Annotated in this window: 18 protein-coding genes; all 18 read left to right on the top strand. The window is 31.0% G+C overall.

What is annotated here, in order from left to right; genetic code table 11:
• Positions 1-356 (top strand): uroporphyrinogen decarboxylase family protein (locus tag WBG30_RS04840; RefSeq protein WP_424503513.1); only part of this gene is annotated, 356 nt, incomplete at its 5' end.
• 13 nt (positions 357-369) lie between these two features.
• Positions 370-1,857 (top strand): ASKHA domain-containing protein, encoded by a 1,488-nt coding sequence (locus tag WBG30_RS04835; RefSeq protein ID WP_424503512.1) that lies wholly within the window; start codon positions 370-372, stop codon positions 1,855-1,857.
• A 26-nt stretch (positions 1,858-1,883) separates the two neighbouring features.
• Positions 1,884-2,600, top strand: coding sequence for a hypothetical protein (locus WBG30_RS04830; RefSeq protein WP_424503511.1), 717 nt, complete (start codon positions 1,884-1,886; stop codon positions 2,598-2,600).
• Between the two features lie 152 nt (positions 2,601-2,752).
• Positions 2,753-3,517 carry an acyl-CoA dehydratase activase gene (locus WBG30_RS04825; protein WP_424503510.1) on the top strand — a complete coding sequence of 255 codons (765 nt, stop codon included), beginning with the start codon at positions 2,753-2,755 and terminating at the stop codon, positions 3,515-3,517.
• Between the two features lie 366 nt (positions 3,518-3,883).
• Entirely contained in the window at positions 3,884-4,324 is a 441-nt protein-coding gene (locus WBG30_RS04820; protein WP_424503509.1) for a rhodanese-like domain-containing protein, read from the top strand.
• 212 nt (positions 4,325-4,536) lie between these two features.
• On the top strand, positions 4,537-5,685 hold the full coding sequence (locus WBG30_RS04815; RefSeq protein WP_424503508.1) for a double-cubane-cluster-containing anaerobic reductase: 1,149 nt from the start codon (positions 4,537-4,539) through the stop codon (positions 5,683-5,685).
• A gap of 49 nt (positions 5,686-5,734) precedes the next feature.
• On the top strand, positions 5,735-6,892 hold the full coding sequence (locus WBG30_RS04810; protein ID WP_424503507.1) for a double-cubane-cluster-containing anaerobic reductase: 1,158 nt from the start codon (positions 5,735-5,737) through the stop codon (positions 6,890-6,892).
• A 169-nt stretch (positions 6,893-7,061) separates the two neighbouring features.
• The gene (locus WBG30_RS04805) at positions 7,062-8,405 is read left to right on the top strand and encodes a sulfurtransferase (RefSeq protein ID WP_424503506.1); all 1,344 of its coding nucleotides are present in this window, start codon (positions 7,062-7,064) and stop codon (positions 8,403-8,405) included.
• 384 nt (positions 8,406-8,789) lie between these two features.
• Complete coding sequence (hpt, locus tag WBG30_RS04800) at positions 8,790-9,353, top strand: hypoxanthine phosphoribosyltransferase (RefSeq protein ID WP_424503505.1); 564 nt, start codon at positions 8,790-8,792, stop codon at positions 9,351-9,353.
• Between the two features lie 10 nt (positions 9,354-9,363).
• Positions 9,364-9,897 carry a hypoxanthine phosphoribosyltransferase gene (gene hpt, locus WBG30_RS04795; RefSeq protein WP_424503504.1) on the top strand — a complete coding sequence of 178 codons (534 nt, stop codon included), beginning with the start codon at positions 9,364-9,366 and terminating at the stop codon, positions 9,895-9,897.
• Positions 9,898-9,932: 35 nt separating this feature from the next.
• Positions 9,933-10,727: a 16S rRNA (adenine(1518)-N(6)/adenine(1519)-N(6))-dimethyltransferase RsmA gene (gene rsmA / locus WBG30_RS04790; protein ID WP_424503503.1), complete on the top strand. Its 795-nt coding sequence runs from the start codon at positions 9,933-9,935 to the stop codon at positions 10,725-10,727.
• A gap of 94 nt (positions 10,728-10,821) precedes the next feature.
• The gene (locus WBG30_RS04785; RefSeq protein ID WP_424503502.1) at positions 10,822-11,064 is read left to right on the top strand and encodes a DUF4911 domain-containing protein; all 243 of its coding nucleotides are present in this window, start codon (positions 10,822-10,824) and stop codon (positions 11,062-11,064) included.
• Between the two features lie 38 nt (positions 11,065-11,102).
• Positions 11,103-11,507 (top strand): acyl-CoA thioesterase, encoded by a 405-nt coding sequence (locus tag WBG30_RS04780; RefSeq protein WP_424503501.1) that lies wholly within the window; start codon positions 11,103-11,105, stop codon positions 11,505-11,507.
• A 75-nt stretch (positions 11,508-11,582) separates the two neighbouring features.
• On the top strand, positions 11,583-11,822 hold the full coding sequence (locus WBG30_RS04775; RefSeq protein ID WP_424503500.1) for a KH domain-containing protein: 240 nt from the start codon (positions 11,583-11,585) through the stop codon (positions 11,820-11,822).
• Between the two features lie 15 nt (positions 11,823-11,837).
• Positions 11,838-12,341 carry a ribosome maturation factor RimM gene (rimM, locus tag WBG30_RS04770; RefSeq protein WP_424503499.1) on the top strand — a complete coding sequence of 168 codons (504 nt, stop codon included), beginning with the start codon at positions 11,838-11,840 and terminating at the stop codon, positions 12,339-12,341.
• Entirely contained in the window at positions 12,338-13,051 is a 714-nt protein-coding gene (gene trmD, locus WBG30_RS04765) for a tRNA (guanosine(37)-N1)-methyltransferase TrmD (protein ID WP_424503498.1), read from the top strand. Before rimM ends, trmD begins: the two co-directional genes overlap by 4 nt.
• A gap of 136 nt (positions 13,052-13,187) precedes the next feature.
• Complete coding sequence (locus WBG30_RS04760; RefSeq protein ID WP_424503497.1) at positions 13,188-13,709, top strand: gamma carbonic anhydrase family protein; 522 nt, start codon at positions 13,188-13,190, stop codon at positions 13,707-13,709.
• A gap of 41 nt (positions 13,710-13,750) precedes the next feature.
• Positions 13,751-14,314, top strand: coding sequence for an RNA methyltransferase (locus WBG30_RS04755; protein ID WP_424503496.1), 564 nt, complete (start codon positions 13,751-13,753; stop codon positions 14,312-14,314).
• Positions 14,315-14,330 lie beyond the last annotated feature (16 nt).

The following is a 14,330-nucleotide window of genomic DNA, read 5'->3' as shown; positions in this document are numbered from 1 at the left end:
TTATGATACCTATGTATAAAAAAATATCAGAAGCAGTGCATAGAAAAGAAACAAAAATAATTATTCATATATGCGGTAAGAGTAAAAGTATATTGGAAAGTTTAAATAAATCAGGAGCAGATTCGCTCAGTTTTGATTCGGTTGTAGGGATAAAAGAAGCTAAAGAAATATTGATAGCTCCAATAATGGGGAATGTAAGTACTCAGCTTTTAGATCAAGGAGAGGAAGAAAAAATAAAATTACACACAAAAATGGTAATAAATAATGGAACTAGTATTGTATCACCTGCCTGTGGGTTGGCTATGAGTACATCTATTAAAAATTTGAAAGCAATGACAGACACAGTAAAAAAATAAAGGGTGAATATAAATGAAAGATAATAATGAAAAAAATCCAAATATGGTAACGGTAAGATATAAAAATAAAGAAAGAATGGTAAAAAAAGGGACGATATTAAGTGATGCCATAAGACTTATGGAAGAAAAAATAGAAACGCCTTGTAACTGTATGGGTATCTGTAAAAAATGCCAAATAAAAGTAAGTGGTGAGATATCTCCTAGGGAAAAGATAGAGGAAAGTTTATCAAAAGAAGTTCGATTAGCCTGCATAGCCATGGCATTAGGAGATGTAGAAATTTTGGAACTTACAGATTCAGAATTAAAAATTTCTGAAGAAAAGATAGATTTGAATGTAGATACTGAGGATAAAGGACGTGTCCTTGCTATAGATGTAGGAACAACAGGTGTTTCGGCTAGATTGATTGATTTATGCAAGAAAAAAATAATTGGAAAATATTCAGGTTTAAACTATCAGAGTGAATATGGAGCAGATGTATTATCAAGGATCACATATTGCATGAAAAATGATGTTTTAGATCTACAAAATGCTATTTTAAATCAAATAAGGGATATAGTGAAAAAAGTAGGATCTGTAGACAGGATAGCAATTGCAGGAAATACCACCATGCAACATCTGATCTATGGTAAAAATCCTAAATCTCTAGCGATATCTCCATATGAACCAGTGTTTTTAGAAGAAAAATCATTTTTTATAGATGATATAGAAACAACTTTACTTCCCAATGCTTCTAGCTATGTAGGAGCCGATATAGTTTCTGGTGTGGTAGCTATAAAATTGGAGGAGAAAAATAATACTCTATTTATAGATATTGGAACAAATGGTGAGATGGTGCTATCTGTTGATGGGAAATTACATGGTACATCGACTGCTGCAGGGCCTGCATTTGAAGGGATGAATATAGAGTGTGGAATGAGGGCAGGAAATGGTGCTATTGAAGGTTTTGAAATAGTTGAGACTGAAAATAAATTTAATATAAAAACAATAGGTGAAACTCCTACAGGAATATGTGGAAGCGGACTACTAGACATCATGTCTGAATTTGTTAAACATAAAATTGTCTTAAAAAGTGGAAAATTAAATCCTCGAATGAAACCAGAATTTAAAGAAAAATTAAGGGATAAAAAGTTTTATATAACAGAAAATATTTATTTGAGTCAAGGAGATATCAGGCAGATACAATTAGCCAAGGGAGCTATTGCAGCAGGGGTAAAATTACTGCTTTCAAAAGTAGAAAAAGAAATATCCGATATGGAAGAGGTAATAATAGCTGGATCATTTGGATACCATCTTAATCCTCAAAGTATATTGAATATAGGTCTTATATCTGATTTTGACGGGAAAATTAGTTTTGCAGGGAACACATCGTTAAATGGTTGTATTGGATACTTGGTCAATAAAGATATGAGAGATAAAATAAGGACTACTAAAATCGATGTAATGGAACTATCAAAGAGTGCAAAATTTCAAGAAGTTTTTATAAAAGAACTACAATTTTAGGAATTCTTACAAAAGGAGAGAACGTTGTGAAATGTATTAGACAGAATGATCTAGAAATATCAAAAGAAATAATGGATAGATATAATTTAGAAACACCTGAGGGTAGGTTAGACTATATTACAAAAGAAAAAGAAGGTTTTTTTCCTTTATTTTCCAATTCGTTATTTAGTGCCATGGGAGGCACGACAGAATACAACAAAGTAAAAGAGATAATGTGTAGTGATATAGATGAATTTTTAACAATAGCGGATCTAGAAATTGAAAATATAGATATAGAATCAGTTTCAAAGGCAAAAATATACTCTATAGATGGAATATTTACTACTTTAATTTCATTTGTTGAAATGAGTAAGGTACTCAGACTTATGAGAAAAGATGTGGATAAATTAGAAAGAGCTTTTGAAAAAATCGAAAGGGATTTCATATTATTTTTAGAGACACTAAATCTAAATGGGGTAAGGCATTTTTCCTATGCTGATCCCTCTGCTATGCCTGAGATACTAGGAAAACACCATGAAAAATGGGTAGTAGAGAGGTTTGTTAATCTTTTGGATAAATTAAATCATTTAGATATAGTTATTCATATATGTCCAGTTTTATTTAAGAATCTAAGAGAAACAATGGATATAAAAAATAAAAAAGTTAAATGTTATCAAGGTGAATTTCTAAATGAAGAAGGGTTTAAAGTAGTAGGTGGGAGCTGTATTAAAAATAAAAAAGAAGCAGTGTATTTTTATTTTTAATATGAACTCAAAATAAGGAAAATCAAGGTATATATATAGCTCTTTTTTCCTTATTTTCTTTCCTAAACTAGGAGAGAGAACGTTACATTTTACTGGCTATTTTTTTAAAATCAGAATCAAATTTTTAATTTCATAAAAACAGGGGGATTATGATGTATCAAATAGGAATAGATATTGGATCTACAGCTGCTAAGGTTGCAGTTATGAAAAAAAAAGAGATCTTAGAAACTTTTGTTCTACCAACGGGATGGAGCAGTCTAGATACAGCTAATAGTATAAAAAAAAGATTAAATGATATGGGAATAGAAAGATCAAACTCTAAAGTTATTGCTACAGGCTATGGAAGGGTTTCGGTTCCTTTTGCGGATAAAACAGTGACAGAAATAACTTGTCACGCAGTAGGAGCAAAATACTTTATCGGAGAAAATACAACTGTTGTAGATATTGGTGGACAGGATACCAAGGTTATTTCTCTTGAAGGTGGAGTGGTTAAAGATTTTACTATGAATGATAAATGTTCTGCTGGAACAGGTAAGTTTATAGAGGTAATGTCAAATTCTCTAGGGGTAGATATAGATACTTTAACAGATTTAGCTAGAAAAGGTAGTGGGGTAGAGATAACTTCTATGTGTACTGTTTTTGCTGAATCAGAGGTCATTAGTCTCATCGGTAGGGGAGAGAAAAGAGAAAATATAGCATTTGGAATAGTGGATTCTGTGATAAAAAAAGTAAACTCACTGTGTTCTAGACATGGAGAATCAGAGGCATATTTTCTAACAGGGGGGCTTTCAAGAAATCCATATATTTTGGAGGAACTATCTAAAGCTATTGGGCAAAAAGTTGTAACTCATGAATTGGGAAGATATGCAGGAGCTATAGGAGCTGCTATCCTGGCTAAAAAAATAGAAAAAAAGTAATCAACTCTTCCTCCTAGGTTCCCCTCATATCAAGGAAACCAAAGCTGAAGTGAAAGAAAATGACTTGGTCACGAATGGCACGAAGAACACTAATTTATCTAAAAGGATTTAAAAGAAAAAGATAGAATGTGAATGCTATCGAATACACGGAAGAAACTGTGATCACCACAGGTTTATTTTTTAGGTTAAAAACCAAGAAAAAAGATTTTTTATCTGTGTAGATTTTATTTTAGATCCATAGTAATCTGTGTCAAAAAAAGCTTCTGTGCTGCGACAGTAGGATGTTCTAAATTTGTGTGATTCGTGACAAAAAAATAAGAAGTTTTGTAGTTTGAAGTATCTTAAAAAAATAAGGGGGGAACAAAGATGAAAAAAATATTATTGGTTTTAGGGATTATGGTTATGATGGCGGTACAAACAATGGCATCAAATGGAGTTAAAGTTGTAGATATGAACTATGTGACAGAAAAATTAAACAGTAATGCAGTCATTATAGACGTGAGAAGTGAAGAGGTATATAACGGTAAAGCACCAGGAAGAGGGATAAAAGGTGGTCATATATTAAGTGCAATCAATGTACCATTAGATTCATTTATGGCTATTGAAGATGATGCAACAAAATTAGAATTCCTTAAATCTAAAGGGGTAACTTCAAAAACTAAGATTATTACCTACTGTAATACAGGTAGAAAAAGTCAAGTTTTAGCAGAAGAATTAGTAAGATTGGGATATACTGACATAAATAATTATAAAGGAAGTATGAAAGAATGGGGAGGAGTATCTACAAACATAGTTGTGGTTAAATAATTTAAAAGAAAAACTTAAAAAAGTAGTTGTGATAAAAGAGGGAGAGGTGGATATCACTTATTTTTACCCCCCTCTATTTTTTCTGCAAATATTTGGAGAAAAAAGTAAAATAACGTTGTATTTGAGGTGTTAGAAGGCTCTATATAGGTACAATTTATTGGAAAAAATATAATTATTTATATAATTAAAAATAAACTTTAAGGGGGATAAAAATGAATAACTTACCAGAAAAATTTGAGGAATTTGGAGAAAAAAGAAGGGCAGGGTTTCTTACTGTAAAGGAATTTAAAGATAGAGGGGAAAATGTTGTAGGAACATTTTGTACATATACTCCAAAAGAGGTTATATACGCAGCTAATGCTCATCCCATATCACTTTGTTCTGTTAGTGAGGAAACAATTCCTGCTGCAGAAAAACATCTCCCCAAAAATCTATGTCCATTAGTAAAAGCTAGTTATGGATTTGCTCTTACGGATAAATGCCCGTACATGTACTTTGCTGATATGGTTGTAGGAGAAACTACTTGTGATGGAAAAAAGAAGATGTATGAGTTATTAGGAGAGATAAAAGATACCCATGTAATGCAGTTACCTCAAACTCAAGACCAAGAACATGCTATGGATCTTTGGAAGAGTGAGATCAGATTTTTAATAAAAAAATTAGAAAATAAATTTAATACAAAAGTTACAGAAGAAGGGTTGAGAGAATCTATAAAATCATGTAATCAAGATAGAAGATTATTAAAGCAATTCCATGAATTAGGAAAGATAAAACCTTCTGTTATATCAGGATTTGATATGTTTACTGTTTTAAATGGTGCCAACTATACATTTGATAAGGAAAAAATGAGAAGTAATGTAAGGGAACTTATAGGAGATTTAAAGAAAAAACAAGAAGAAAAGACTACTACGTATACAGAAACAACACCAAGAATATTAGTAACAGGATGTCCTATAGGTGGAGTTGCTGAAAAAGTTATAAAAGCCATTGAAGATGCAGGAGCTGTAGTAGTAGCTTTAGAAAACTGTCAAGGATATAAAGAACTTCATGAGGAAGTAGATGAAACTATAGATCCAGTAGAAGCTATTGCTAAAAAATATCTAAATATTCCTTGTTCTGTAATGACACCAAACAAAGGAAGGGAAAAATTATTAAAAGATATGGTAGATGAATATAAGGCAGATGGTGTAGTCGATATGATCTTACAAGCATGTCATACATATAGTATCGAAAGCCATAGTGTAAAAAGATTTTTAACAAAAGAAAGAGATATTCCATATATTGCTCTTGAAACAGACTATTCTACAGGAGATGTCGGACAGATAAAAACTAGGATGGAAGCATTTATAGAGATGTTATAAGGAGTTTAATTATAAATGAATTGATATTTATGTAAAAAGGGGAGTCGAGATGAAAAATGTTAATAAATTACCAGAAAATTTTCAGGATTTTGAAGAAGCAAGACGAGAAGGCTTTTTAACTATAAAAGAATTGAAAGACCGTGGGAAAAATATAGTAGGAACTTTTTGTACTTATACACCTAAGGAATTGATATATGCAGCAGGAGCTGTCCCAGTTTCACTTTGCTCGGTAAGCGAAGAGACTATCCCAGCAGCGGAAAAACATCTGCCTAAAAACTTATGTCCTTTGATAAAGGCCAGTTACGGTTATGCTCTTACAGATAAGTGTCCATATATGTATTTTTCAGATATGATAGTGGCAGAAACAACCTGTGATGGAAAAAAGAAGATGTATGAACTTTTAGGAGAATTAAAAGATACTCATATAATGCAATTACCTCAAAATCAAGAAAAAGAAAGAGGGTTGGAACTTTGGAAGGCAGAGGTTACTAGACTAAAGGAAAAATTAGAGAAAAAATTTAATGTTTCTATATCAAAGGAAGAAATTTCAAAAGCAATCTCTCAAGTTAATAAGGAAAGAATTCTATTAAAAGAATTTTACAGTTTGGGGAAACTAACTCCACCACCACTTTCAGGATATGAGATGCATAATGTGTTAAATGGTGTTAGTTATACCTTTGATAAAGATTTACAAAATCAAAAAATCCGAGAAATAATAAAAAATCTAAAGGAAATTGATAGAGCTAAAAGTTCTAAAGTTTCTGTAAAAGCACCGAGAATTTTAATTACAGGATGCCCTATAGGGGGAGTAGCAGAAAAAATCATAAAACCTATTGAAGAGGCAGGAGCTGTAGTAGTTACATTTGAAAACTGTGGAGGTGCTAAGAATTTAGAGAGGCTTGTAGACGAAACAATAGATCCTATCCAAGCACTAGCAGAAAGATATATATCTATTCCATGTTCTGTTATGTCACCTAATGCAGATAGAGAGGTTCTTTTAAAGAGGCTTATTGATGAATATCAAGTTGATGGGGTTGTAGAATTGATTCTTCAAGCTTGTCATACTTATAGTGTGGAGACTCACAAGATAAAAAGAGTAGTAACTAAGGAAAGGAATATTCCGTATATGTCCCTTGAAACAGATTATTCAACAGGGGATACAGGACAGATAAAAACAAGGATAGAGGCGTTTATAGAAATGCTATAAAAAGTAAAAGTTAGATAACTTATGAGAGCAATAATAAACTATATTTAATAGCATAAATTATATCTTTTATAAAATAGAATAAAATGATAAAATAATTCAGATATGCTTAATAAGGCTAAGTATAAAGAGCCTAAAAAATTAGTAATAAAATATAAATTGAGGTGAAAAGATGAAAAAGTTATTAGTTATAGTAACACTAGCAATTGGATTAATTGGATGTAGTAATGGAGTAGTGGAACAAAAAGAACAAGTTATTAAAGTGGGTTCTATTGGTGTAAACGGTGTTCAAAGAGCGAAAAAAGATAAAAATATAGTTATCATGGATACTAGAAGTTATGATGAATATAATGGATGGGATCTAGATGGAAATGGAATTAATGGTCATATTCCTGGAGCAGTAAACTATCCTACAAGTGCTATCAAAGATGGCAATGTAGAAAAAGCCCTTGAAAGAAAAGGTATTGTAGCAGGAAATGAGATAATTATTTATGGAAAAAATACAGAAACTATGAAAGACACTCTTATAGAAAAGGGGTATATAGTCTCTATTTTTGATGGAGGAGTAGAAAAATGGGCTGAAGAATTATTATCTTTTGAAAAATTAAAAAGATATGAAACTATCGTACCTGTTAGCTGGGTTAAAGATCTTTTAGAAGGAAAAAAAGTGATTCACTATGATGGAAGATCTGTAAAAGTATTTAATGTTGGGTGGAGTGAAAAAGGGAAACCTCATATGAAAGAGCATATCCCCGGATCTTATTGGATGCATACAGGATGGGTAGAAGAAGGGCCTCTATGGAACAGAGTTGATGATAATAAAATTAAAGCTGAATTGGAAAAAGAGGGGATAACTACAGATACACTTGTACTTATTTATGGTGATCCTATGGCAGCTGCTAGGTTTGGAATTATAGCAAAATATGCAGGTGTAGATGATATAAGAATTATAAATGGTGGATTAAAAGCTTGGAAAGACGCTGGATATCCTATAGAAACTGAGATGAAAATTCCAGAACCAGTAAAAGAATTTGGAGCAACTGTTCCTCAAAATCCAGAACTTATAGTAGATCTGCCTAAAGCAGTAGAATTATTAAAGACTGAAGATGGAGACCTTATCAGTATTAGAAGTTGGAAAGAATATTTAGGAAAGGTCAGTGGATATGACTATATCAAACCAAGAGGAAGAATTATGGGATCTAAATGGGGAATGGCAGGATCTGACCCTTGGCATTTAGAAGATTATAGAGGAATGGATCAATTTCATATGAGACCATATACTGAGATTCAAAAAATGTGGAAAGACTTAAAAATAAATTCTGAAAATCATTTGGCATTTTATTGTGGAACAGGATGGAGAGCAAGTGAAGTATGGTTTTATGCACAAGCTATGGGACTTGAAAGAATCTCTATATACGATGGTGGATGGAAAGAATGGTCTGAAACAAAAGAAACAAAGAAAAAGGTTTTAAAAGGTGAGCCAAAAGTATTGAATGAAGAAAATTTTATTAACTAAAAGATATATGATGACTCCTAAAAACCATTGGATAGTATAAAGAAAGGAATATTGATTTTTAAATCATTAAGCCTTAAAAATTAATATAATTATATTTTAGGGGATAATAGTATATTATCTCCTATTTTTAATGCTTGATTAATAATAACATTTAATTTATGTATTTTTTAATAACCATGATAAATCAATATTTTTGTACAATTTGCATATTTTTTGAGTTACTTGTCATGAAAATGGACGTTGATAAAAGAAAAATAGAGTAGATTATCCACAAAAAAATGGAAATGAAATATGAAAGTATTATATTTTAAAATATAACATTGAAAAAAACTAAGAATTAATGGTAAAATATGAGGTAAATTATAACTTTAGGAGGAAATGAAATTGAATAAAAAGCCTTGGGATAAGGGAATTGCAAAAAAAATGCTTACAGAGGATAAAATTGCTGAAAGAGTAGCTGAGTTAGGAGCTCAAATCACAAATGATTTTAAAGATAAAGAGGGAGATATCATCGTAGTATGCTTATTAAAGGGATCTATTATATTCATGGCAGACCTTTGTAGAAAAATTAAATTACCGCTAAAGATGGATTTTATGACTGTATCTAGTTATGGAAATGAATTTATATCAACAAGAGAAGTAAAAATCAAAAAAGATTTAGATGAAAATATTATGGGGAAACATGTAATCGTAATAGAAGATATTATCGATTCAGGAAATACATTAAAAACTGTATTAAAAATGCTAGGTCATAGAGGACCTAAGTCAGTATCGTTATGTACACTTTTAAATAAACCTTCTAGAAGGGAAGTTGAAATTGATGTACAATATATTGGTTTTGAAATAGAGGATGAGTTTGTATTAGGTTATGGATTAGACTATATGCAAGAGTATAGAAACATACCTTATGTAGGTATCATGGGAAATTTAGAAGAACTAGAAGACTAAGGAGATAATAATGAAATATTCAGTAGATGTATTAATATCAAAAGAAGAAATTGCAGAAAAAGTAGCAGAATTAGGGGCTAGAATAAATGAAAAATATAAAAACAGTGAAGAGTTAGTACTCATTGCTCTTTTACGTGGATCAGTAATATTTATGGCCGATCTTTCCCGTGAATTAAAACTAGAAAATGTAAGATTAGATTTTATGACTGTATCTAGTTATGGAAATTCTATGACTTCATCTAGAGATGTAAAGATTAAAAAAGATATAGAAGACTGCATCAAAGATAAAGATGTTCTTATTGTAGAAGATTTAATAGATACAGGATTTACTTTAAGTAAAGTTGTTGAAATATTAAAAATAAGAGAACCAAAATCTCTTAGTATCTGTACACTTTTAGACAAACCAGCTAGAAGAGAAGCAAATGTTGAAGTGGAATTTTCAGGATTCAAAATTCCAGATGAATTTGTAGTAGGATATGGAATTGATTATGCAGAAAAACATAGAGAACTACCGTTTGTCGGAAAAGTAACTATAGAAAAATAAACTATAGGAAATCACTATAGAAAAGTAGGTGGAAAATGGGATTTAAACACAAAAAAAAATATGGACAAAACTTTTTAACCAATGCAGGACAGGTTTTAGATAGAATTATAGAAGTTTCAGACGTTAATTCTGAAGATGCTATAGTAGAGATAGGACCTGGTGAAGGAGCACTTACAGAACTATTATTGGAGCATGGAAAAAAAGTTACGTGCATGGAAATAGATAAAGATTTAGAAAAAATACTTAGAAATAAATTTGATACTAACCCTAAATTTACTTTACTTATGGGAGATGTTTTAGAACAAGATTTCCAAGAAAAAATAGGAGAACCAATAAAAGTTGTAGCTAATATACCTTACTATATCACTTCTCCAATTATTCATAAATTAATACAAAATAGAAATATTATAAGTGAAATTTATATAATGGTACAAAAAGAAGTTGCTCAAAGGATATGTGCAAAATCGGGAAGCGATAGAAGTGTTCTTACACTTTCTGTTGAATATTTTGGTGATGCAGAATATTTATTCACTATCCCAAAGGAAGATTTTACACCAGTACCTAAGATTGATTCGGCATTTATGTCAATTAAACTACGTCCTGACAATAAGTATGAAAAACTAGTAGATGAAGCTACATTTTTTAAATATGTAAAGGCAGCTTTTGCTACCAAGAGAAAAAATATACTAAATAACTTGTCTAACTTAGGATTTACTAAGGCTGAATTAAAAGATAGGTTAGCTACGATAGGTATAGAAGGAAATAGAAGGGCTGAATCAATAAGTATCGATGAATATATGGAACTTATCAGAGTCTTAGAAGAAAAATAATAATTAAAGGGTTGAGAATGGAGATAAAAATTCATTCTGAATTTTTTATTAAGGGGATAATAAATCGCTATAAGCGCAAAGGAGGTAATAAATTATGATGAGAAGTTACGAGTTTTTTATTCAGACAGAAAGAAAAAATATCGATTTTATAAATAAAGTAATGGAAGCGTATGAAGGACTCGGGATAGTTAGAACTTTAGATGCTAAACTAGGAACAATAAAGATTATATCTACTGAATTTTATGCAGCACAAGTAAGAGATGTTGTAGAAGATCTAGATGCAAACGGAGTATATGCTAAGATAACTTATGAGGGGCCTTGGAAGGGTGTATTATAAATAGAAAAGTGTGAAATCAAGATCAAAAGGAGGCAATAATGGAAAAAAATTGTCATACAACAGATCACAGAGTTTACTATAATGAAACTGACAAAATGGGAAGAGTATATCACTCTAACTATATTATTTGGATGGAAAAAGGGAGAACAGAATTTATTAGGACGAAAAATACTTCCTACAAATCTCTAGAAAAAGATGGAATTTTTCTCCCTATATCAGATATAAATATAAAGTTTTTTAAAGCTATAGAATACGATACAGAGTTAAAGATAAAAACTATTTTGGTAGATATAGATAGAATAAAGATTAAATTTAAATATGAATTTTATGATAAAGAGATGAAAATTCTATTTGGAATTGCAAATACTACAAATATTTTTACAGGGATAGATGGAGTGCCTAAAAGAGTCAGTAAAGAATTGGCAGAAAAAATTAGAAGTTAACTCTTTTTTCTTTGGTTTCTTTTTAACATCGTGAAAATACCTAAGGGGAAGAGTAATATAAAGGAGGAATAAAAAATGGAAAAATTAGCAGTACTATTAAAATATATAGTTTCAGAAATGGTGAAAACTCAAGAAGCGATCGATATTACATATGAGGAAAAAAAAGATCTTATTGTGTTTAAAATAAGAGTAGCCGATGGTGAATTAGGAAAAGTAATCGGTAAAAATGGTCTGACTGCCAACGCTATCAGAGGAGTAATGCAGGCAGCAGCAGTAAAAGACAAGTTAAATGTAAATGTAGAATTTTTAGATTAATTAGGAGGTAAGAATATGGAATTAATTTCAGTAGGAAAAATTTCAGGGACTCATCATCTAATGGGAACTGTCAAGGTCGCATCAAACTTTCAAGACCTAAGTATACTAGTGGGATCTAAGGTTCTTATAAAAAATACCAGTGGTATGAGTAAAATATTAACAATAACTAATATAAAAAAAATAAGCCCTAAAAGATTAGCTTTTGATTTTGAAGAAATAACAAATAAAACAGAAGGAACTGCTTTATCTGGATATTCTATATATGTTAGAAAAGACATTTTAGGAATGGATGAGGATGAATATTATGCCTCTGATATAGTTGGGATGAAGGCTATAACTGTAGAAGGTGAAAGTTTAGGTGAGATTACTGATGTGATGGAAACAGCAGGTCATGATATCTATGTAATCGGTAGTGGAAAGGAAGAGATTATGGTTCCTTCAGTAGAGGAATTTGTAAAAAATATAGATTTTGAAAAAAGAATAGTTACTTTTGAACTAATAGAGGGAATGAGACCATGAAAATAAATATTTTAACTCTTTTTCCTGCTATGTTTACGGGGTTTAAAAGTGAAAGTATAATTAAGAGAGCTATAAATAGTGGGTCATTGGAGATAAACATCATAGATATAAGAGATTATACCTTTGATAAACACAATACCGCTGACGATACTCCATTTGGTGGAGGAGCAGGTATGGTATTAAAAGCTGAACCTATATTTAAAGCACTAGAAAATACATCTGGAAAGGTAATTTATACCTCTCCTCAAGGTGTGACTCTCAACCAAAACTTGTCTAATGAATTGAGTCTTGAAAAGGAAATAACAATAATAGCCGGTCACTATGAAGGTATAGATGAAAGGGTTATAGAGCAAAAAGTAGATTTAGAGATATCTATTGGGGATTTTGTATTAACAGGAGGAGAGTTACCAGCAATGGTTATAGCTGATTCTATAGCTCGGCTTCTACCAGGTGTAATAAATAAAGATTCTTATGAACAGGATTCATTTTATAATGGTCTCTTAGATCATCCTCATTATACTCGTCCAGCAGAAATTAACGGATTAAAAATTCCAGAAATATTGCTCTCAGGACACCATAAAAATATAGAGTTGTGGAGAAAAAAAGAAAGTCTTAAAAGAACTTATTTGAGAAGACCTGATCTATTAGAAGGTCGAAAGTTTACAAAGGAAGAGAAAAAGTTACTAAAAGAGATAGTGGAAGAGCTTTAAAAAGCTAACCCTTTTCCTTTTTGTAGTTTCTCCCTCAATAGGAAGAAACTAAAGTAATATTTTCAGGCAAAAAAATCCATATAAGGTTTTGACTTTGATAATTATTAGGAAAACCGTTAAGGGAGGGGAACTAATTTTGATATATTCTTTAAAAGATAAAAAACCAGTAATTGGAAAAAATAACTATATAGCTCCTAATGCTACTCTAGTAGGAGATATTGTATTAGGTGAAGATGTAAGTATATGGTTTGGAGCTGTACTACGTGGTGATATGAGTAAAATCACCATTGGAGATGCATCAAATATCCAAGATAATTGCACAGTCCATGGAGATGCTCCATATCCCGTTACTTTAGGAAAGGGAGTTACAGTAGGACATAATGCTATTGTTCACGGATGTACTATAGGAGATAATTGTGTGATTGGGATGGGGGCTATTTTATTAAATGGTGTAACTATACCTAAAAATTGTCTTGTAGGAGCGGGATCTGTTGTAGGAGCTACTTTAGAGGTTGCAGAAGGAAGCTTAGTAATAGGAAACCCTGCCATAGTTAAGAAAAAATTATCGGATAAATATATTGATTATTTAAAATATGCAAAGGATGTATATATAAATGATATTGATATCTATACGAAAGAGTTAGAAGAGATAAAATAAGATGATTTAATTAATATAAATGAGAAAAAAGGAGATAATACATGAGAGAAAAAATATATTTAGGATTAGTACATTATCCTGTATACAATAGAAACCAAGAAACAGTAGCTACATCAGTAACAAACTTTGATATCCATGATATATCTAGAAGTTGTAAAACATATGACGTGAAGGGATACCATATAATTACTCCAGTAGATGCTCAAGTAGAATTAACTAGTAGAGTAATTGGATATTGGAAGGAAGGATTTGGTGGAAACTTCAACAAAGACAGAGAAGCAGCATTTTCTAGTACATATGTTACTGAAAGTATTGAAAAAACTATAGAAGAGATAGAAAAAGCTGAAGGGAAAAAACCAATAGTGATAACAACTTCTGCAAGAATATATGATAATTCAATCTCATATGAAGATATGAGTGAAAAAATATATAATGATGATAACGTTTACTTATTATTATTTGGTACAGGACATGGTCTAATAGACGAGATCATGGATAGCTGTACTCATATCTTAGATCCAATAAGAGGTAAAACAAGATATAATCATCTATCAGTAAGATCGGCAGTAGCTATAATCTTAGATAGATTATTAGGTGAAAAATAGAAAATTTAAAATCCCC

It is taken from the genome of Psychrilyobacter sp., assembly GCF_049671765.1.
Lineage (GTDB): Bacteria > Fusobacteriota > Fusobacteriia > Fusobacteriales > Fusobacteriaceae > Psychrilyobacter.
Note: the sequence above shows the minus strand (reverse complement) of the source record. Positions and strands in the feature narration are given on the sequence as shown.